This is a genomic window from Tateyamaria omphalii, from assembly GCF_019802125.1.
Taxonomy (GTDB): domain Bacteria; phylum Pseudomonadota; class Alphaproteobacteria; order Rhodobacterales; family Rhodobacteraceae; genus Tateyamaria; species Tateyamaria omphalii_B.
Genome location: NZ_JAHVHT010000004.1, coordinates 202,343 through 221,886, shown reverse-complemented (window position 1 = coordinate 221,886; position 19,544 = coordinate 202,343). Strand labels below are relative to the sequence as shown.

General features: G+C 61.6%; 21 protein-coding genes. 6 read left to right on the top strand and 15 right to left on the bottom strand.

Going from position 1 to position 19,544, the window contains the following annotated elements:
• Positions 1 to 244 precede the first annotated feature (244 nt).
• Together KUV51_RS17065 and KUV51_RS17060 are read left to right on the top strand one after the other, a co-directional pair.
• Positions 245 to 1,684 carry a hypothetical protein gene (locus KUV51_RS17065; protein WP_222522649.1) on the top strand — a complete coding sequence of 480 codons (1,440 nt, stop codon included), beginning with the start codon at positions 245 to 247 and terminating at the stop codon, positions 1,682 to 1,684.
• Between the two features lie 101 nt (positions 1,685 to 1,785).
• Entirely contained in the window at positions 1,786 to 3,663 is a 1,878-nt protein-coding gene (locus KUV51_RS17060; protein ID WP_222522648.1) for a hypothetical protein, read from the top strand.
• On the opposite strand, the gene KUV51_RS17055 is transcribed toward KUV51_RS17060, so the two are convergent.
• Both KUV51_RS17055 and KUV51_RS17050 read right to left on the bottom strand, forming a co-directional pair.
• Positions 3,660 to 5,291, bottom strand: a complete 1,632-nt coding sequence (locus KUV51_RS17055; RefSeq protein WP_222522647.1) for a pyridoxamine 5'-phosphate oxidase family protein — start codon at positions 5,289 to 5,291, stop codon at positions 3,660 to 3,662. The two genes, KUV51_RS17060 and KUV51_RS17055, sit on opposite strands and share 4 nt — an antisense overlap.
• Before the next feature lie 66 nt (positions 5,292 to 5,357).
• Positions 5,358 to 5,984 carry a glutathione S-transferase family protein gene (locus KUV51_RS17050; protein WP_222522646.1) on the bottom strand — a complete coding sequence of 209 codons (627 nt, stop codon included), beginning with the start codon at positions 5,982 to 5,984 and terminating at the stop codon, positions 5,358 to 5,360.
• Positions 5,985 to 6,145: 161 nt separating this feature from the next.
• On the opposite strand from KUV51_RS17050, the gene KUV51_RS17045 reads away from it, so the two are divergent.
• Positions 6,146 to 7,039 carry a LysR family transcriptional regulator gene (locus KUV51_RS17045; RefSeq protein WP_222522645.1) on the top strand — a complete coding sequence of 298 codons (894 nt, stop codon included), beginning with the start codon at positions 6,146 to 6,148 and terminating at the stop codon, positions 7,037 to 7,039.
• On the opposite strand, the gene egtD is transcribed toward KUV51_RS17045, so the two are convergent.
• The 4 genes from egtD to KUV51_RS17025 form a co-directional block, all read right to left on the bottom strand.
• On the bottom strand, positions 7,036 to 7,986 hold the full coding sequence (egtD, locus tag KUV51_RS17040; protein ID WP_222522644.1) for an L-histidine N(alpha)-methyltransferase: 951 nt from the start codon (positions 7,984 to 7,986) through the stop codon (positions 7,036 to 7,038). The genes KUV51_RS17045 and egtD overlap by 4 nt on opposite strands.
• Positions 7,986 to 9,248 (bottom strand): ergothioneine biosynthesis protein EgtB, encoded by a 1,263-nt coding sequence (gene egtB / locus KUV51_RS17035; protein WP_222522643.1) that lies wholly within the window; start codon positions 9,246 to 9,248, stop codon positions 7,986 to 7,988. Before egtB ends, egtD begins: the two co-directional genes overlap by 1 nt.
• A 232-nt stretch (positions 9,249 to 9,480) precedes the next feature.
• On the bottom strand, positions 9,481 to 10,449 hold the full coding sequence (locus KUV51_RS17030) for a DUF5666 domain-containing protein (RefSeq protein ID WP_222522642.1): 969 nt from the start codon (positions 10,447 to 10,449) through the stop codon (positions 9,481 to 9,483).
• A complete protein-coding gene (locus tag KUV51_RS17025) occupies positions 10,446 to 11,297 on the bottom strand; it encodes a DUF6502 family protein (protein WP_222522641.1) in 852 nt (283 codons plus the stop codon). The genes KUV51_RS17030 and KUV51_RS17025 overlap by 4 nt, the downstream gene beginning before the upstream one ends.
• Before the next feature lie 136 nt (positions 11,298 to 11,433).
• Here KUV51_RS17025 and KUV51_RS17020 point away from each other — a divergent pair, with 136 nt between their 5' ends.
• A complete protein-coding gene (locus tag KUV51_RS17020) occupies positions 11,434 to 11,922 on the top strand; it encodes a fasciclin domain-containing protein (RefSeq protein ID WP_222522640.1) in 489 nt (162 codons plus the stop codon).
• A gap of 140 nt (positions 11,923 to 12,062) precedes the next feature.
• Here KUV51_RS17020 and KUV51_RS17015 read toward each other — a convergent pair whose 3' ends face one another.
• Positions 12,063 to 13,205 carry an alpha-D-ribose 1-methylphosphonate 5-triphosphate diphosphatase gene (locus tag KUV51_RS17015; RefSeq protein WP_222522639.1) on the bottom strand — a complete coding sequence of 381 codons (1,143 nt, stop codon included), beginning with the start codon at positions 13,203 to 13,205 and terminating at the stop codon, positions 12,063 to 12,065.
• A 34-nt stretch (positions 13,206 to 13,239) separates the two neighbouring features.
• Between KUV51_RS17015 and KUV51_RS17010 the strand changes: the two genes are divergently transcribed.
• Positions 13,240 to 13,920 carry a DUF1045 domain-containing protein gene (locus KUV51_RS17010; RefSeq protein ID WP_261385884.1) on the top strand — a complete coding sequence of 227 codons (681 nt, stop codon included), beginning with the start codon at positions 13,240 to 13,242 and terminating at the stop codon, positions 13,918 to 13,920.
• Here KUV51_RS17010 and phnN read toward each other — a convergent pair.
• Genes phnN through KUV51_RS16985 form a run of 5 tightly spaced genes read right to left on the bottom strand, consistent with a single transcriptional unit; the run spans position 13,902 to position 17,152 of the window.
• On the bottom strand, positions 13,902 to 14,444 hold the full coding sequence (gene phnN, locus KUV51_RS17005) for a phosphonate metabolism protein/1,5-bisphosphokinase (PRPP-forming) PhnN (protein WP_222522637.1): 543 nt from the start codon (positions 14,442 to 14,444) through the stop codon (positions 13,902 to 13,904). The two genes, KUV51_RS17010 and phnN, sit on opposite strands and share 19 nt — an antisense overlap.
• On the bottom strand, positions 14,441 to 15,124 hold the full coding sequence (phnL, locus tag KUV51_RS17000) for a phosphonate C-P lyase system protein PhnL (protein ID WP_222522636.1): 684 nt from the start codon (positions 15,122 to 15,124) through the stop codon (positions 14,441 to 14,443). Before phnL ends, phnN begins: the two co-directional genes overlap by 4 nt.
• 56 nt (positions 15,125 to 15,180) lie before the next feature.
• Positions 15,181 to 15,951, bottom strand: coding sequence for a phosphonate C-P lyase system protein PhnK (gene phnK / locus KUV51_RS16995; RefSeq protein ID WP_222522635.1), 771 nt, complete (start codon positions 15,949 to 15,951; stop codon positions 15,181 to 15,183).
• The gene (locus KUV51_RS16990; protein ID WP_222522634.1) at positions 15,948 to 16,286 is read right to left on the bottom strand and encodes an NIPSNAP family protein; all 339 of its coding nucleotides are present in this window, start codon (positions 16,284 to 16,286) and stop codon (positions 15,948 to 15,950) included. Before KUV51_RS16990 ends, phnK begins: the two co-directional genes overlap by 4 nt.
• Positions 16,283 to 17,152: an alpha-D-ribose 1-methylphosphonate 5-phosphate C-P-lyase PhnJ gene (locus tag KUV51_RS16985; RefSeq protein ID WP_222522633.1), complete on the bottom strand. Its 870-nt coding sequence runs from the start codon at positions 17,150 to 17,152 to the stop codon at positions 16,283 to 16,285. The genes KUV51_RS16990 and KUV51_RS16985 overlap by 4 nt, the downstream gene beginning before the upstream one ends.
• Positions 17,153 to 17,187: 35 nt before the next feature.
• Between KUV51_RS16985 and KUV51_RS16980 the strand changes: the two genes are divergently transcribed.
• A complete protein-coding gene (locus KUV51_RS16980; protein ID WP_222522632.1) occupies positions 17,188 to 17,370 on the top strand; it encodes a hypothetical protein in 183 nt (60 codons plus the stop codon).
• Positions 17,371 to 17,372: 2 nt separating this feature from the next.
• On the opposite strand, the gene KUV51_RS16975 is transcribed toward KUV51_RS16980, so the two are convergent.
• The 3 genes from KUV51_RS16975 to phnG are packed head-to-tail and all read right to left on the bottom strand — an operon-like array spanning position 17,373 to position 19,476.
• Positions 17,373 to 18,461: a carbon-phosphorus lyase complex subunit PhnI gene (locus tag KUV51_RS16975; RefSeq protein WP_222522631.1), complete on the bottom strand. Its 1,089-nt coding sequence runs from the start codon at positions 18,459 to 18,461 to the stop codon at positions 17,373 to 17,375.
• Positions 18,461 to 19,021 carry a phosphonate C-P lyase system protein PhnH gene (phnH, locus tag KUV51_RS16970; protein ID WP_222522630.1) on the bottom strand — a complete coding sequence of 187 codons (561 nt, stop codon included), beginning with the start codon at positions 19,019 to 19,021 and terminating at the stop codon, positions 18,461 to 18,463. Before phnH ends, KUV51_RS16975 begins: the two co-directional genes overlap by 1 nt.
• Positions 19,021 to 19,476 carry a phosphonate C-P lyase system protein PhnG gene (gene phnG, locus KUV51_RS16965; protein ID WP_222522629.1) on the bottom strand — a complete coding sequence of 152 codons (456 nt, stop codon included), beginning with the start codon at positions 19,474 to 19,476 and terminating at the stop codon, positions 19,021 to 19,023. The genes phnH and phnG overlap by 1 nt, the downstream gene beginning before the upstream one ends.
• Between the last annotated feature and the right edge of the window lie 68 nt (positions 19,477 to 19,544).

Below are 19,544 nucleotides of genomic sequence, written 5' to 3'. Positions count from 1 at the left end.
GGCCCGCATCGTCGGGGAGACAGCACCAGATTGTCCAAGCTCATCTGGAAAAGACTGAAACCTTTCCGAAATTTTTCCGAAATCCGAAGCCGATCAAATCTCGTCTCCTTTTCAGAAGGGTTTCAGGACTTCATTGCCCGCTGGCTGCCAGCCTGTCCTCGGCACCTGTGCCACCCATGGAACATTCCTGGGGGAACCCGCTCAAACGAGCATCGCAATCTGACAGGATCAAGAGGACCAAGTCATGACCCAAGATATCGCACCCATCAAGAAGGCCTACTATGAAGGGCTGGCCGCAAAAGCTGCCGGACCCGTTCAGAAGGCGTTGAACATCACGGATTGGACCCCGGTCGACAGTGCCGGCATGGGCGACTGGCTCTGGTACTGGAACAACGCCGCGATCTTCAACACGGACACCTGGAACCAGTTCAACAACATCATGCAATATGATGCTGACGGCTATCTGCAGATCACCGATGGCGCGGCCCTGAACACGGCCCTGTTCAACCTGTACATGGCTATGGCCTATGAACTGACATCGGCAGACCAGACAGCGCTGAACACAGCCAACATGAACGCGGCGGCCATTCTGAACACGGTGGTGAGCGACTACACCTCGATGTTCGGGGCGATCCCGCCCGCCAACAGCGCTACGGCCACCGCCAAACTGATCTACATTACCGAACAAATCTTGTCCTGGGGGGACAAGGACCTGACCCTCGCCAAGTTTCGGACATCGACCAACCCCACGTCGCTGTTGCCGAACGCGCCGCTGGGATCGGCCAAGCTGATCAGCGACTTCATGACGTACCTGTCGCAAACGGCTGCCGCTGCAACGGTGCAGAATGCCGTCAACAGCTACAACAGCCAGATCCGGCAGTGCGCGCTGAACCTCAGCCCCGCACCGACGACGGTGGAACCTGGCTGGATGTCGGCCGCGGATGTGACCGGCGCGACATCGATCCTGCCCTATCTGACGATCGCGGAGCCGACGGACATCATCAAAAACGGTCTGGACGGCAGCCAGGGGTTCGAGGTCGATATGTCGGTGACACAGGTGGACCAGTCCACGTCCAGCGTATCGGTCAATGGCGGCGCAGGTGCGTCCGGCTGGATCGACTGGTTCGAGATCAGCGCCGATGCAAGTGCCAGCTACAACGCGTTTTCGTTCGACAGCAACGTCACGCAAGTGGACCTGAAGCTGAGCTACAAGGGTGTTACCAAGTTCACCCCGCAGTTGACCGGCAGCGCCTACAATATCGGGACCGGAACCGGCTGGTGGAATCCTGAACTGATCAAGGCGGCGGCCAATCACGACCCCAATGTCAGCGGGGTCGCCTTCACCACACCGCAAAACTATGACTTCGCCGAAAACGGCAACTTCGGGGTCCTGCAGGAGCTGGTGATCTGCGATCTTCCGACCATTACGATGGTGTTCCACAATGCCACCGAAAGTTCGTTCCAGTCGCATTTCTCGGAGCAATCGCACTGGAGTGTCAGCTTCCTTGGCATTCCACTGGGCGGTGGGTCTCAGAGCTATGAAAGCTCGGTCTACAAGTATGACAGCACATCTGGCACGGTGACCGTGACCATGACGCCTCCGCCGGCTGTGACCCCGGGCAACATCCTGACATCGCAAGCATATGTGATCGGTGCCGACTGCGCATGGCCCGGAGCGAAGTAAGCTAGCGAATGCTTGGCCCATCCGGCGATCATAAATGATTGCCGGATGGGTTTTGCTATTGTGAGCCGGGAAAGAGGGAAGCGGCGACGCGAGGTTGGCACATGCAAGACCCCTATGGCGCCTTCAGACGGGACCTCATGTCGTCCCTGCGTTTGTCCGGGCAGGCCGCCAGACAGGTGGCACGCGGCCGTGCGTCTGCAATCCCGAACGCGCAGTTCGATCCGGCCGAGTATGTCCCAGTGGACACGTCGGGCGTTGGAGAATTTCCCTGGCAATGGGATAATTTCGGCACCTTCAACGCCCAGACCTGGAATTTCCTGAACACTGTCGCTGCCAAGACCGATACCGGTGCATTGCACCTGACCGGCGGACTGACGACCTGGTACTACAATATCATCAGCGCCACGGCCTATCTGTGGACCGATGACGACAAGACTGACGTGGCAAAGCAGCTTTCAAATGCGCGTTCGGCGCAGTCACAACTGATTCAGGACTACCAATCCCTGTTTGCGCCGGTAAGCCCGGCGGACAGGCAGGCGGCTGCAAGTGCCCTTGGAGTGAGCGCGGCAAGTACGCTTGTCTATATCGTGGACTACCAGATTGGGTATGTCTGGAGTGGCCGGCAGGCCAGCGGGATGCCACCGCTCACTGCGTCGCAAATCCGGGCCGCGGATCTTGGCTCTCTTTTCGCGAATGCACCGGGAGCCGCCAAATCGACAATGCTGCCGGGCCTACAGGCTGCCCTACAGTATGAACGGGCCTGGGCCACTCAGGTTGATTTGCTTTGGAACCGGTCACGATCGATCCGTGACGCGGCCGAGAACACGGGTGTTCCCGACGTGGCAAATCAAAGTGGAATGTACACCGTCGACCGGAGCGGTGCCAACGTGGTGCGCCATAGCTTTTCTGTCAAACCGTCCGTCAATGACATTCAGACGGCGTTGTCTTCGTCCCATACGATGGAAATGTCTTTTTCGGTGCAGGACAGCGGGGCAGGTGATGCAATCGTGTCCGTTCCGGGCAAGACGGCTGCAAGGGTACCACGTTCTGTGCTTGCCGTGACGCCGCACAAGGGTGTTGCAAGGGACGTCCTGTCTCATGATGGGGCGGGTGACAGGGCTGACGTGCGTGTGACCTACCATGGCCCGGTGGAGATCACTGTAGGTGCCACGCCCTTTGCGCAAGAACGGGCAACGGGCTGGTACTATGAGTACCCTATCGTCGAAGCGGCGATGAACCAAGCTCAAGGCAAATCCGCAGGATACCAATTCCAGTTGCCCGTGGGGGCCGCGCAGTTCGGGGCAACCGGCGTCGGCACCTTGCAAAAGCTGCTGGTGTGTCGATCCGTCACGCTGGAGGTTGCGTATCCCAACGGCGACGCCGCGCGGCTGGCCAACAGTGCTCCGACCGGAGCCGGGGCGAAGGCAACCCTTCTCGGCAATATGCACATTGCTGCGTCTTCGAAACATGCAGCGGTGGCGCAAGTGCGCACCGATGCCGGAACAGGCACGCCCAGCCTTGTTCTCAACGTCGGCGAAAGTGGTGCCGGGGGTACACCTGGATCGTTGGCCCACGTGATCGGGGCGCGCATCAGCCGTCCGTTTCCGACGGTGGCCCCTGCTGTTCAAAGTGCAATTGTTGCGCCCATGCTCTTTGCAATGCCGCTGTCCAAGGCAGCGCCACCGGCGCCAGCCAGCGTTGCGCTGGTCCAGAGCTATGAAAGGCTGTTTGGTCCAGTCACATCGGCACGAATGAAGAAAGCCGGCGCACAAACGCCTCTGGCGTACATCCTGCACCACGTGCTCGGCTCCGAGTGGAGCGGGACTGCCGCGCGACACATGCCACCTCTCACCATGCAACAAATGCGGGCGGCCCGTCAGTTGCGCCTCCTGTTCCCCGAGATGCCCCTCGAAGGGGCCGAGGTGTTGACCGAACTGCACGCTTATCTGAGCCAGACTGCCGACGCTCAGGCGCCCTAGCTCGCGGGCCCGAATGTCTCGAAAAAGATGCGCTGGCTTTCAACGCCCGACTGCTCGAGGCCGCCCTTGATATCCGCCAGAAAGCGAGCGGGCCCGCACAGCAGGTAGCGGGTATCCGGCCCCGCACCGATGTCGATCAGCCTCTCCGCGCTCACCCGTCCGATGGCATCGTAGTCGGTGCCCTGGTCGTCGTTGGCGAGTGGCTGGCTGTAGTACACCAAGGATCGTATGTTTTCATGTCGCGAGACAAGGTGCTGCACCTCGTCTTTCAGAGTATGCGATGCACTATTGCGTGCACCATGTACGAACCAAACCTGCCGTTCAGGATCACTTGCGGCAATTGCGTGCAACATTGACAGCATGGGCGTCACGCCGATCCCGGCGCTCACCAGTACGATCGGTTCCGATCCTTTCGGCAGAACAAAGTCCCCTGACGGCGCAAGGGCACGGATGCGGTCGCCGGTTTTGACGACATCATGCAGGTACGGCGACACCAAACCCGATGGTTCACGCTTGATTGTCAGCCGGTAGTGTCCGTTCCGTGGCCCGTTCGACAGTGAATAGGTGCGCATGACGGGTTCCGGTTGATCAGGAACATCGATGAGGATGGGCAGGTGCTGCCCTGCCGAAAACGGCTCGGTCGGCAAGGTGTCTTCGCGTGCAAGGTAGAAGGATGTGACGTCGGCGCTCTCTCGGACCTTCTGCGTGACGACCAGGGTTTGCGGTTCACTTTCCTGCTTCGACCAGCGCAGTGACAGGGCCGCAGGACGTTCCAACACAACGTCGATCGATACATCGATCATCCGCAGTGCATGTGCATCATGGCTGTCCTGCGCAATCCAGTCGATACTGGCCCGGCCCGAAATGTGCAGAAGCCCCCCGGTATCGAAGTCGACAAAGACAAGTCCGACAGCAGGGTTTTCCAGCAGGTTGCCGATCGTGTTAAAGAAATTGTTGCCTGCATAGTCCGGAATTCGCAGATGCCGGTTGTCGATGACTTCAATGAAGCCCGCCGGACCGCCGCGGTGCGAGGCATCAAACCCGTTTGAGGGCCGATTGTCGGAACTGTGGTGTCCGGTGCCGATAAACAAGGTGTCTGCGGTCGCGATCCAGCCCATCTGCTCTTGCGACAGACTGTCAGACTGTCGGGATGGTGCGATTGGTCCTGCTGGAACGCGCTGCCAGTTGCGCGCATGAATGTATTGTGGGCAGTTGCCGAAACTCTGGCTCACATTGATGACAAGACCGTTTCCCTCAGGCGAGAGGCGCCCGTTCATCCTGTTGCGGCGCCGGGTGTGCAGTTCGATCCCCAACAGGCCGACGTCAGAGCCTTCTTGAAATACGTGTGCCAGGGGATCTTGCCGATCCGGTTGGGCACTGATTCTCAAAGTGGTTTGGTCGGGTGACGCGATGAACCCCTCCGGCCCGTCGAGCACCGTCACCCAGTGACGGCCCGCCCGATCCGCACTGGCGAGGACAAGGAACGGAAGTTGAGCAAAGAAGTCCCGGTGTTGATCCGGCATGAACGGGCGAATGAAACCCGATGCCCATTCTGACACATCGGTTTTGCCAATGCGCGCCTGTGCCTCAAGCTCGCCGGCGTGGAATGGATTGGCCGCGTCGATCATATGTCTGTCCTTGGAACCGGTGCGAGGCGGTGCCGCCTGCTGTTTCAGCGTGCGGCACCTGGAGGATTACGCTGTAGCCGGGACGGGCGACTGCGCCATGCCGATGAATTTCGGCTCCGCTTCAATCCGGGCCAGCCATGCAAGAACGGCGGCATAGGGCTCAAGTCGGACACCGCCTTCGGGGGCGTGGGCGATGTAGCTATAGGCCGCGACATCCGCGATGGTCAGACTGTCGCCGGCAAGGTATTTCTGCTGCGCCAGTGTGGCATTCATCACCTTGAGCAGTGCATGCGCTTTTGTTTTGGCAGCCTCGTGGTCCAACGGAGCGCCAAACACTGTCACAAGGCGCGCCGTGGCGGGCCCGGACGCAATCTCACCAGCGGCGATGGACAACCAGCGTTGAACTGTCGCCCGTTCCAGAGCGGTCTCGCCGGTCCATCTGGCGGCTTCGCCGTATTGGTGAACAAGATAGGTCAGGATCGCGTTCGAGTCCGACAGGGTGGCGCCATTGTCGTCGATGGCTGGAACCTGGCCCAGAGGGCTGAGTGTCAGGTAATCGGGTGCCTTGTGCGCGCCATTCATCATGTCCAGATCGACCGTTTCATATGGAAGGTCGAGCAAGGCCATCATCAATTCGACCCGGTGGCAGTGACCGGATTTCGGTGTTCTGTAGAGCTTGATAGGGGCTGGCATGGAGCAATTCCTTTAGATCGTCAGAGAGTGCCCAAGGGGGGCGCAAATTCTTAGGACGCCGACACGAGCGCCTGTGCCGCAAGATTTAAATTGTGCTGTTATGCAAATGAATATACCCAAATTGAAATACATTATTTTGCAGATTAAAGGTAATAGCTACGATGGACCGATTGCAAAGTCTCGAGGTTTTTGTCGCCGTTGCCGAAGCCGAAAGCTTTGCAGGTGGTGCAAGGGCGCTGGGACTGAGCGCGCCATCGGCAACGCGCGGGATCAATGCGCTTGAGGCACGTCTGGGCGCACGCCTTTTCACACGTACGACGCGGCAGGTTCGCTTGACGGACATGGGCCAGAGTTATCTGGAGGACGCCAGACATGTTCTGGCACAGCTACAGGCCGCAGATGACGCAGTGCGTGGGGCCGCAGCGAACCCCGTGGGGCAATTGCGGATCACCTGCTCCAACGAATTTGGACGTATGTACGTCACTCCGATTCTGACAGAGTTTCTGGACACCTATCCGGATGTGACCTGTGACGTGGTCATGGTCGACCGCATCATAAACATTGTCGAAGAAGGTTTCGATGTTGCCGTACGGCTCGGGCCACTGCCCTCATCCGGCCTGACGGCGGTACGGGTCGGTCACGTGCGTCGTGTCGTCTGTGCATCGCCTGACTATCTGGCGCGACATGGTCGTCCGCAAAATCCCGGGGATCTTGAGGCTCATCAGCTTGTCATGGCCGGTCCGGTCAGCCCTGTTTCCGACTGGCGATTTGGCGACAGCCAGACAGCGTTGCGGGTCAAGCCGCGTCTTCGGTTGAGCAGCGTGGCTGCCGGGATTTCCGTGGCCCGGCAAGGGTGGGGGCTTGTACAGGTCCTGTCCTATCAGGTCGGACCCGACTTGGAGGCAGGAACCTTGCAGACCGTTCTCGAGGACCACGAACCCGCACCGCTTCCCATTCATCTGGTTCATCTGGAGGGACGGCGCGCACCCGCCAAGGTGCGCTCATTCATCGATCTTGCGAAGAAACGGCTGCGCGCGCAATCCGTTCTGAACTAGCCCCCGGGCCTGAGCACCGCGACCGAAAAGCGCCCGTTTGCGTCGGTATGGCAATCATGCAGGTCCCAGCCAGTGCTGTTGGCAAGGGCGGTCAGGCTGTTGGTCGTGTATTTGCGTGCTGCGCTGACATGGATTGGCTCGCCTGCGTAAAATGGTATGGTCCGTTCCCCCACTGTCACTTGCTGGCTACGGTTCGACACCAGGTGCATGTCGATACGGGCCAGGTCCGCGTTCCACGTGGCTTTGTAGTCAAAGGCGTTGAGATCGAAATCTGCACCAGTTTCCCGGTTCAGCCGAACAAGGATGTTGCTGATGAACTCCGCAGTCACACCCTGTGCATCGTCATAGGCGGCGATCAGTTGGCTGATGTCCTTGACCATGTCGGCCCCGAGGATGAAGGCTTCGATCCCGGGCCATGCCCGGACACCGGACAAAAGTGCTTGCGCCCGCGCAGGGGTCAGGTTGCCGATGGTCGAACCGGGAAAGAAAGCTGCCTTTGGCAGCGCCGCCAGCGCGTCGGGCAGGGTGACGGGGGCGGTGAAATCCGCGACAACCGGGACAACGTCGAGTGCAGGGTACGCATTCTTCAATGCGGCGGCCGTTTCCAACAGGAAATCACGCGAGATATCGATGGGGACGTAAGCGCCGATATGTCCGCCCGCATCCAGAAGTGTGCGTGTCTTGACTGACGCACCTGATCCCAATTCCACGAGCGCCCCCGCTGATGGCACCAGCCCGGCCAATGCCGCGGCATTGTCGTGCAGGATGCCTGCTTCGGTTCGCGTGGGGTAGTATTCGGGCAGGCGCGTGATCTTTTCGAACAAGGCGCTGCCGCGGTGATCGTACAACCATTTCGGGCCAAGCGTTTTTTCGTCGGCCGTCAGTCCGGCAAGTGCGTCCGCCAACAAATCATGATTGCGCACATGAACCTGTGTAGAGCCGTCCATCACGCCACATCCCGTGCAAGCCGTAGGCCCATCATTTGCCAGCGCTGATGGGGGTAGAAAAACGTGCGGTAAGTGGTGCGCATCTGTTCACGCGGGGTCGCGCAAGACCCGCCCCGCAGCACACGCTGGTTGACCATGAACTTGCCATTGTATTCCCCCAGCGCGCCTTCGGGTGGGCGGAAACCGGGGTAGGGCCCAAAATCGGACGCTGTCCATTCCCAGACGTCGCCCCAGACTCCCGCACCAGGCAGAGGACGCAGGGCCCCGGTGGCATCGGCATCACCCATCAGGTTGCCCGCAATGGGAGTGTCGCGGAAAGCGACCTCATGCTCGGCCTCGGTCGGTAAACGGCCGCCTGCCCAGCGGGCAAAGGCTTCGGCCTCGTAGTAACTGACATGCACCACCGGCGCGTCGAGCGCGACGGGCTGCGCGCCGCGCAGCGTGAATGTCCACCACGCACCGTTCTGTTGCCACCAGTAAAGTGGATGCGACCACCCCTCGCGGTCCGAAACGGCGTGTCCCTCCATCAGCCAGAGGCGGGTGTCTTCATAGCCGCCGTCCTGCATGAAGGCGATCCAGTCGCGGTTGGTCACGGGCCGGTCGGCGATCTCGAACGGGGCGAGATAGGTCTTGTGTCGCGGGCCTTCGCAGTCATATGCGAAGCCGCTGCCATTGTGGCCGATCTCGAGCAGCCCTCCGTCATGGCGGCTGTAGGTCAGGGGGATTTCGGTGGTAACCGGAAGCGGCTCGGGATCCTTGTAGACCGGCAACAGGGGATTGAAGCTGAGCCCGTGCAGCAGGTCCGTAACCAGCAGTTCCTGGTGCTGCATTTCGTGATGGCAGCCCAATTCAACCAGACCCGCGATGTCGTCGCCGTCGTCGCGGCCTGCGTTCAGCAGGTTGGCCAGGCTGTCCTCGACATGGGCGCGGTATGACCGCACCGCTTCCCCGCCGGGCCGCGAGACCAAGCCCCGTTTGTCGCGCGCATGACGCGGCCCTGCCTGTGTGTAGTACGAGTTGAAAAGAAAGGCGAAGCGGTCATCCGGAGAGGTGTATCCCGGCAGGCGAGGCTTAAGGATGAATTCCTCGAAAAACCATGTGGTGTGCGCGAGGTGCCATTTGACGGGCGAGGCATCCTCCATGCTTTGCAGCATCGTGTCTTCGGGGCTGAGCGGTGCCGCAAGCGCATCGGTCCGGGCGCGGGTGCGTTCGAAAAGGTCGATGGCCTGTGGCGGTGCGAGAGGTGCGGAAAGGGCAGTCATGGAATGCGGTTCCTGTGGTCGGGGATGTGCGACGACGATGTCAGCTACACATGACAGGAAATGGCGGCAGCGCCATCACGCCACACGGTAAAGTGTAATGTGTTAACAATTTGAGCAGCAAAGCGCTTGTGAGGCAGCGTTGTATCGCGACCTGGCCATACGGCGTATGTCAGGTTTGCGAGGTCTTGCCGAAATCAGACTTTCGCGCCAGCAGGATCTGGCAGACGCCGCCCTACCTTGTGGGGACGACGCGCGCGCTGTCACCCGACAGATACTCAGCCCGCGTCTTGCCTTCTGCAGGGCGCAACAAGGATGCACGTGCGCTTTGCGCTTCCGGCAGTAACACGGCACGGCGGGCGACAAAACGACCCGTGTAGGGGCCGAAATAGACGGCGCGCTCATTGGCGAAGCCAGCCAATTGCAGACGCTGGTCAAAGCTGTGCCCAAGACCGGCAAGACGGAAACCAGGGGCGGATGTGACCTGTTCGAGATAGCCTTCGACCGACAATTGCCGCAGTGTCTGGCCACCTTCCCGGAACCGGCCAAAGCGTAGCGATGACGTCTGCAGGCGTCCGTGGGTGAATTGCCCTTTCGCCACGACAAACTGACCTGCGATCAGGCTTTGACCGCGGGGTGGAGCCAGCGGTGTCTGGCCGATGCGCCATCCTTCGGCGGCAGAACCCGCGAGCACACCCGAAACGACATCGTCACCTTCAGCCGCTGCCTGGATCAGGCTCGCCTGCACCGCGCCATCCTGCTGCCAGATGCCCCCGACCGTCACACGGTTGCCGACATGAGGTGCAAGCCCACTCAAGCCACGCACCGGCGTGCTGTTGATCGCAAAGCCCGTGCCCTGGCGCAGTAAAACACCCGTCAAAGGGTCGTCGATGTCGATGCGCAGGGCTTCAAGGCGACCCAGCCTTGCACGGGCCAGCATGGTCAGTGTGCGCCCGGGCACGAGGAGACTTTCGCTGGCACGCCTGTTGGCGGCAAAAATGCGCGTGCCGGATGTGACTTCGACCCGCAGACCATTGATCAACACGCTGCCGCTGCCGGTCATCAGACCAACGATTCCCGTGCCACCAATCCCGCCCTCGAATGGATCATCGCCCAGTTGCACCGATGGAATGGCCGGGGCGCAGGCCGTCAGCGCGGTCGCGCCCAAAAGCCCAAGCGTGTGCCGTCTGGTCAGCTGTGTCACGGGTCTTGGGCCTTTTCGTCTGTGTCCGCGGCTGCGGCGTCTTCTCGGTAGAAGTAAATGCCCAGCCGATAGCGTTGTCGAGGGCCCTTTGCGTCTTGTGCGTCCCGATGCAGCGTGCTGGACTGGCGGTTGAGATCTTCGAGCAACTCTTGCGCCTTGGCCCGTGCGGCGGCTTCGACGGCATCAACGGCGTCGGGCGGCAGCTGGTTGTAGAACACCGCGCGCTCAAAGAAGGGCGGGTTGTCGGCCAGCAGGTTTTCGGTCGCAGCGGCCAGATGATCGCCGACATTGGCGGCAAAGAATGCCTCCTTGTCCTGTGCGGACCGCGTGCCGACAATGGAATCTGTCTGCAACTCAAGCAGTCCGTCAGCTGTTTCGGTCACAAAGCCCGCGTGCAACAACTCGTCCAGAACCGTTCGGGGCCGCACGTCGCGGTTGACGGAACGGACCAGCATTTCAAAGTCGACGGCATCTTCGGCCTGTCGCGGCAACAGTTTGGGCGTGTCGCCGTCGAGAAAGTCCGGGGCCGACATCCATTGGCCGATCACCGTCGCCAGCAGTGCGCTTTTGCGTCGGTTCTGACCTGTCTCGTCCGGCCCTTCGGCCTTGATCGTACGTATGTCCTTGCGGTGCACCCCGGTCAGCAGCGCGATGCGGCTGTCGGTCAACGGTTTGTCATCAAGGCGAAAGGACTCCTCCGCCACTTCCACATAGACCCGTTTGAGCAAGCCGTAGACAACCGGCGCGGTGAGGCCGCGTGCGATCATCGTGCGCACCAGTGGGCGCAATAAACCCCTGAGAACACGCAGAAATGCGTCGGACGCGCTGGTTTGGTCGCTTCTTGCCATAAGTCGACAATATTGCACGTGGAAATTTTTTCCACGCAAATCCTTGAAATCTGGTGGGGCTGCGTCATTTCGCCATGCGTGGGAAATATTCCCACATCAAGCGATAGGCCCCCGCGCCACCACCAGGAGATCAACCATGAAACGCCGTTCCTTTATGAAAATGACCGCCATTGGCGCGGCCCTTGCCACCCTTGGCGCATGCGCCGAGATGAACACGCAGCCGGACATCGTCGATACCGCGATCGCTGCTGGATCCTTCAACACCCTGGTCGCCGCCGTGCAGGCAGCCGACCTCGTTGACACGCTGAAAAGCCCCGGACCTTTCACCGTTTTCGCCCCCACGGATGAAGCCTTTGCCGCGCTGCCTGCAGGCACGGTCGAAAACCTGCTCAAGCCCGAGAACAAGGACCAGCTTGTCAGTATCCTGACCTATCACGTGCTGCCGGGACAGACGCTATCTTCCGATCTGGCTGGTCAGCGCCTGAGTGTTGCAACTGTGAACGGTGCCAATGTCCACATTGACGGGCGCAACGGTGTGAAGGTCGAAAAGTCCAACGTGATCCAGGCCGACATCCTGGCCTCCAACGGTGTGATCCACGTGATCGACCGGGTTCTCATCCCCTGATCGCCCCCCAGGTTTTCAGGGTAAATGCCGCGCCCTTTCCGCAAACGGGTGCCGGCATTGCAGGCGGCGGCTTCGGTCTCACACTGGAGCCGCCGTTTTGCTTTTTTTGCGGCTCCTGGTCCGGCACTGGCGCGTGCGCTTCAGCCCACTTGCCTTCCCTGGCAAAAAACCTCGCGGGCAATTGCGATCCCGTCGGTCTGCGCAAAGCGGACAAGGTCGGCGCGCTGTCCTACGGCGATGGTTCCCCGGTCCGTCAATCCGACCGAACGTGCAGGTGTGTTTGTGACCGTCGCTATGCCGCGCGCCATGTCGCCCCACATGTCGCCCAATTGAACGGCGGACAGCAAAAGCGCTGCGGGGACATAGTCGGAAGACAGAATGTCCAGCAAATCGCGTTCTGCCAGATCGCGTGCCGCAACGTTGCCCGAGTGTGATCCGCCGCGTACAAGGTTGGGCGCGCCCATGATGATGGCGATACCGCTTTTTTGGCACGCCTCTGCTGCCTCGATTGTTGTCGGGAATTCCGCGACCGCAACGCCGTGGCGCGCCGAGACACCGACCTGTTCGGTGGTGGTGTCATCGTGGCTGGCCAGTACCGCGCCCAGACGTCTCGCTTCGGCTACTGCCGCCGCCTCGTGCCGCGCGCCCAGCCGCTCCTGCAAGCTTTGCAACTTGGCTACGTGGCGCGCAAACTCGTTTTCCGTCAGGTTGTTCTTGCCCATGACATAGGCCTTCATCTTGTCCATGTCGCGGAACTGGCGCTGGCCGGGGGTGTGGTCCATCAGGCTGACGATGCCTACGCGGTCATCTGGCGTGAACTCCGCCAGTTCCTCGGTCAGCGTCTCGGAACAGATTTCGGCCCGCAGGTGCAGGAAGTGGCTGATCTTCAGCACGCCTTGTGTGCGCAAGGCCAGCATTTCCACGGACAGATCGCGGGCATACTTGGTGTAGCGCGCTTTGCCTGAAGGGATTGAACCCACGCGCATCGCGTCAAAAACGGTGGTGATCCCGGTGCCCGCCAACTCGCGGTCATGGGCAAGGATCGCAGGCCGATGTGGCCACGGCACCCTGGGCCGGGGCGAGATATGGCGTTCGAGATTGTCGGTGTGCAACTCGATCAGGCCAGGGGCGAGGTAGTCGCCTTCGCAATCGAGCGCACCGGCAGGCACGGCCGCCCCGGTCCCGATCTCGGCAATCACACCGTCACGCAGAACCACGTGGCCGGTGATCACCTCATCGGGAAGGACAAGCCGGGCGTTGGCGAGGATCGTGTCTTGTGTCATGTGCCTGTCATCTCGAAATGGAATGGGACGGGATATGTTCAAACGCTACGCTGTCTACTACACGCCCGAAGCGGGCACGCCGCTCGCAACGTTCGGCGCCGCATGGCTGGGCTGGGACAGTGCGACCGGGCGCGCAATGTCGCATCCGGATGTCACAGACTTGGACATTTCCGGCATCACGGACACGCCGCGCAAATACGGGTTCCATGGCACGATCAAGCCGCCCTTTCGGCTGGCGCAGGGCCAAAGTGCGCAGACTTTGCAGGATGCGCTCGCGGCCCTTTGCGCCAATGCGGCGCCCGTGACGCTGGACGGACTGGACCTTGCACGGCTCGGTCGCTTCCTTGCCCTCGTGCCGCAAGGGGACGCGCGCGCCCTGGCTGACCTGGCCGCGCATACGGTGCAAGAACTCGACCGGTTCCGCGCACCTCTGACCGAGGCCGAGTTGAACAAGCGCCGAGCTGCGCGCCTCACGCCTGCACAGGACGCGCATCTTGTGCGCTGGGGCTACCCGTATGTGCTGGATCAGTTCCGGTTCCACCTGACGCTCAGCGGCAAACTGGACAAACAAACGCTGGAACGGGCTGAAAAAGCCCTTGCGCCCTTGCTGTCCCAGCTTGACCTGGCCCCTTACCCGATCACGGGCCTGACCCTGCTGGGCGAGGACGAGGCGGGTATGTTCCACCAAATCCAACACTACGCACTCACCGGATAAAGCGCATCACGAGCCGCGCGCACCGTGTCCACCAACGCGCCGGAGTTGTCGATCCGTATCACATCAAAGCCCGCAGGCAGATCCGTACCCACCCGCGACAGGCGCTTCAGGATGTCCTTCTCGCTCTCGCGCCCACGTCCTGCAAGGCGCTGGGCGAGCGTGTCAGGATCGGCGGTCAGCGCAATCACGCGCAGGCCAGGAAACCGCGCCTTGGCCTGCATCAGCACGCTCCGCGACAGGTTTGCCAGCATGTCACGCCCCGCGCCCAGGGCGGCATCAACCTCCACCGGAATGCCGTAGTGCAGACCATGCGCGCTCCATGAAAGGGCAAATGCGCCGTCACGGGCCATGGCCTGAAACGTCGGCACGGTTACACCCTCAAACACCTCGCCCCCTGCGCCGGTTGGGCGCGTGATCACACGGCGCACCAGGCCCAGACGCGGTTCAGCCTCGGCCATCGCCTCCATCACCGTGTCCTTCCCCACTCCGGACGGGCCGACGACGGCAATCAGGCGACCATTCACGCCGCACGCTCCGGCGTGAAGCGGCTCACGTCCACCTCACGATCACAGACCTGCGCACGCGCGGCCTCGTCATGGAAAATACCGACAATGGCCGCCCCCCGCGCCTTGGCCGCTTCGATCAGGTCCAGCACAACGGCCCGGTTCGTGGCATCCAGGCTGGCCGTTGGCTCGTCCAACAGCAGTGCAGGATAGTCATGAGCAAAGCCGCGCGCGATGTTCACGCGCTGCTGCTCGCCGCCGGAAAAGGTCGTGGGGCTGAGCGACCACAAGCGTTCGGGAATATTGAGCATCGCCAGCAAGTCCCGCGCGCGCGCTTCGGCCCGCGCGGCATCCGCACCAACCGCACGTAGCGGCTCGGCGACAACCTGCAGCGTCGGCACCCGTGGCACCACGCGCAGGAACTGACTGACATAGCCCAGCGTCTCGCGCCGCAGCCGCAAAATGTCTCGCGGCGGGGCCGAGGCGACATCAACATCCCCCACAGCAATCCGCCCAGCCTGCGCCGTGTAGTTGCCGTAGATCATGCGCATCAGCGTCGACTTGCCTGCCCCGGATGCGCCCACAAGCGCCACACACTCACCCGGCGCGACGGACAAGTCCGCGCCATGCATCACCGGGATCACGGCACTGCCCTGATTGTGCAAAACAAAGGACTTCGCAACACCACTGACTTCAATCATGCCCAGATCTTCTTTTGACTAAAAATACGACGGGGTCCGGGGCAGAGCCCCGGGTCTCACACCTGCAACACACTCGACACCAACAATTGAGAATAAGCGTGCTGCGGATCATCCAGCACCTGATCGGTCAGGCCGGTCTCGACCACATGCCCATCCTTCATCACCATCAAACGATCGGCCAGCAGGCGCACAACCGCCAGATCGTGGGTGACGATGATGGCACTCAGCCCCATCTCGCGCACCAACCCGCGCAGCAGATCCAGAAGCCGCGCCTGCACCGATACGTCCAGCCCGCCGGTGGGCTCATCCATGAACACCAGCCGCGGCCCGGTCACCAGGTTGCGCGCAATCTGCAAACGCTGCTGCATTCCGCCCGAAAACTGCCGTGGACGGTCGTCGATGCGATCCTCCGCAATCTCGACCCGCCCCAGCCAGTCGATGGCTTGGCTCCGAATGTCGCCGTAATGCCGCGCGCCCACGGCCATCAGCCGCTCGCCCACATTGCCGCCTGCGCTCACATTCATGCGCAACCCGTCGCGGGCGTGCTGGTGGACAAAGGCCCAATCGGTCCGCCCCAGCATCCGCCGCTCCGGTTCGCTCATGGTGACCGTGTCGCGCATGCCTTCCGCGCGTGTGTCGAACATCACGCGACCAGCATCGGGCGGCAGATGCCCTGCCAAGCAGTTCAAAAGCGTCGACTTGCCCGATCCGCTCTCACCGACGATGCCCATCACCTCACCGGGGTAGAGGTCAAAGCTCACATCCGCACAGCCAATCCGCTGCCCGTAAAACTTTGAAAGCCCGTCGACCTGCAGAAGGGGGGTCATGCGGCACCTCCGATGGCGGCACTGAACTCCGTTGGGATCAGCACCATCTCCTCGATCCCCAGCACGAAATCGCCATGCTGGGCCGAGGTCTCGGCCTTGATCCGCTTCCATTCTTCATCGGCCATGAAGGCAGCCCACTTGTCCCCCATCTCGGCCTCATCGATCCAAGTCAGCAGGTAAACAAATCGCACACGCCCGTCGCGCTCATCCGTCCACATCGCCTGAATGCGAAATCCATGCGTGCCCATCAGGCGTGCGGCATGATCGCGGAAACGGGTCAAAAATGGTCCCCGGTTGCCCGGCGGCACCTCGTATATGCGCAGCTGGTTGATCATGCTGCGTCCTCCTTGACTGGGGTTCCTTGCGCACCGACATGCCCCGCTGCCCGGCGGGATTGGCAATAGTCGGTGTCGGAACACATGAACATGCGCGTGCCTGCGTCATCGACAATCAACTCGTCGAGATAGCTGTCGGTTGCCCCGCACAGCGCGCAGGCATGCTCGGCCTTCGAAGCTTCGAACGGGTAATCTTCAAAGTCGAGGCTCACGACGCGCGTATAGGGCGGCAGGGCATAAATCCGCTGTTCACGCCCCGCGCCGAAAAGCTGAATGGCGGACATCGTCAGCTTCGGATTGTCGAACTTCGGGATTGGCGATGGGTCCATCACATAGCGCCCCTCAACCTCCACCGGATAGGCATAGGCGGTCGAGATCGCCCCGTGCGCGCTGATGTCCTCGTAGAGTTTCACATGCATCAACCCGTAGTCCTCCAAGGCGTGCATCTTGCGGGTCTCGACCTCCGAGGGTTCGAGAAAGCGCAAAGGCTCCGGGATCGGCACCTGATAGACGAGGATCTGATCGTCGTTCAGCGGTTCCTCGGGAATGCGGTGGCGGGTCTGGATGACTGTGGCATCGCCAGTAGCTTCTGTCGTCTCTACCCCCGCAGTGCGTTCGAAAAATCGCCGGATGGACACTGCGTTGGTCGTGTCGTCGGCGCCTTGATCAATGACCTTGAACACATCGTCTGCCGTCATCACGGCGGCCGACACCTGCACCCCACCCGTGCCCCAGCCATAAGGCATCGGCATCTCGCGGCTCGCGAAAGGCACCTGGTAGCCCGGAATGGCCAACCCTTTGAGGATCGCACGCCGGATCATCCGCTTGGTCTGTTCGTCCAGATAGGCAAAGTTGTAGTCGGTCATGGTCTTGCCTCATTCTTCCCGTATCGCGTGCACACATGAGCGATCCGAACGAAATCTTCTTCTACTGCATGATCGGGCTGATCGTCGTCGTGGCCATCCTGCGAGAGGTGGCCGCATCGCGCTATCCGGCCTCGCATTGGCTCAACCAGTTTCTCGATCGAGACAAGCGCGACGGCGACGGCGGTTTTTGGGATTGCGACGGCGATGGCGGGGATTAGGGTCATTCCGCCGCCTCCTGTCGCACGTTCCCGATCGCCTCGCGGCGTAGCTTTCGGATCAGCTCCAACTCGGACTGAAAGTCCACGTAATGCGGCAGCTTGATGTGTTCGAGGAACCCCGTCGCCTGGATGTTGTCCGCGTGATACAGCACGAATTCCTCGTCCTGCGCGGGCGCGCCTACGTTGTCTTCGCCTAACTCTTTCCAGCGCAAGGCACGGTCTACCAGCGCCATGGAAATCGCCTTGCGCTCGCACATGCCGAAGACAAGGCCATAGCCCCGCGTGAACTGCGGCGGCTCGGTCTTTGACCCCTGAAACTGGTTCACCGTCTCGCACTCGGTCAACTCGACCTCACCCACCTCGATGGCAAAGCCCAGCTCGGGAATGTCCATCTCGACCGCGCAGGTCCCAATACGCAACTCGGCCACAAAGGCGTGGTTGCGGGCGTAGCCGCGTTGAGTGGAATAGGCCATCCCAAGGATGAACCCCTCGTCCCCCCGCGTCAGCGATTGCAGGCGTAGGGGGCGGTTTGCAGGCAGTTCCAGCGGCTCTCGGGTCAGGTCCGGCGGTGTCTCCGGCCCCTCCGGCTCTGGCTGGATCAGATCCTCGCGGTCGAGGAATGACATGATGTGCGGCTTGGTCTCCGGCATTTCCGCCCGCTCGGGCGCGCTGGGCGCCTCACCATCGGCGGCCAGTTTGAAATCCAGCAGCCGGTGTGTGTAGTCGAAGGTCGGGCCCAGCACCTGCCCCCCCGGTGCATCTTTGAACGTGGCCGACACGCGCCGGTCACAGGCCATGGTTTCGGTGTCGACCGGCGTTGACCCACCAAAGCGGGGCAGTGTCGTACGATAGGCCCGGATCAGAAAGATGGCCTCGATCAGATCGCCACGCGCCTGCTTGATGGCCAGCGCCGCAAGGTCCGGGTCATAAAGCGACCCTTCGGCCATCACCCGGTTCACAGCCAGCTTCAACTGCCCTTTGATCTGATCCACCGACAGCTCGGCCACATCTTCCGGCCCGCGCCGTTCCTCGGCGAGCCAGGCGTGGGCGGCATCAATCGCCTTCTCGCCTCCTTTTACCGCGACATACATCAGACCACCTTCGTGCTGCGGGGCAGGGCGGCCATCTGCGCCCCGTACGTGAATATGAAATCGAGGCCCAGCGGAAACAGCGCTGCATTGCGCTGGAATGCGGCCACGTTCGGCAGGTTGAGCGCCGCGCGCTCCTTGATCCCCGGCCCGGTCAGCGTCGCGCACTCAGCGCGCAAATCCGGCATCTCGACGACGACAGTGGCAGAGCGATCCGGGTATTCCGGCGTCCCGATCTTCAATGCGGAAAGAGGGATATCATCCCAGCGCCCCACGACGAAATCAGCTACCTCTGCCGCCACAAATGGCGCCCCGGTCTGGAATGTGATCCAGTCGCGCACCTCTCTGGTGTCACACACCCCGGCCAGATGAACGCCCGTGTCCGGGTCACACAGTGTCAGCAGAGCGGTGCCAGCAGCCACGGAAAGGGGCGCAGGCGCCACGGCCCCCGACACGTCGCAAATGGTGCCGGGCCGGGCCATGGCCTGCATGATGCCGCGAAAGGCCACGGCACTTTGCTGGGGTGGGTCGGCAAACCCGCCGGATAGGCTGGCGTGATCCATCAATCCTCTCCCCGCACCATGGTAAAGAAATTGACCTTGGTCGCCGCCGCCTTGGCTGCACGGGTCGCGCGCTTGGCCCCTGCCGCGTCTCGCAAGGGAGCAACAATCGCGGCCTCGACTGCGGGCGCGTCCGCCGTCTGCATCAGCGCATCGGTCAGCGCTGCCTGCACCGCATGATCCTTGCCGCGCCCCTGCACATAGCCATGCCCCACCTCGCCCGACGCAAGACGCACCGAACACCGTGTCACGGTCATCTCGCCGAGGTTAAAAGGCGCACCCACGGCCCCTGCACGCCCGCGCACCATAACGGCACCAATCTCCGGCGCGCGCAGTACCTCGTGGTCGGGCGCATACCCTGCCTCGACCCACAGCGCGGCGACATCTGCCGCCTGCGCCTTGGCCAGCACCGACAGCCACGCCTTTCGGGCTGCATTCGGGTCGCCTGATCCGTCCATCTATACACCTTGCGAAGTTGTCGAGATTACTATACAACTAGACAAATCATAGGCGAGTCGGCGCAATC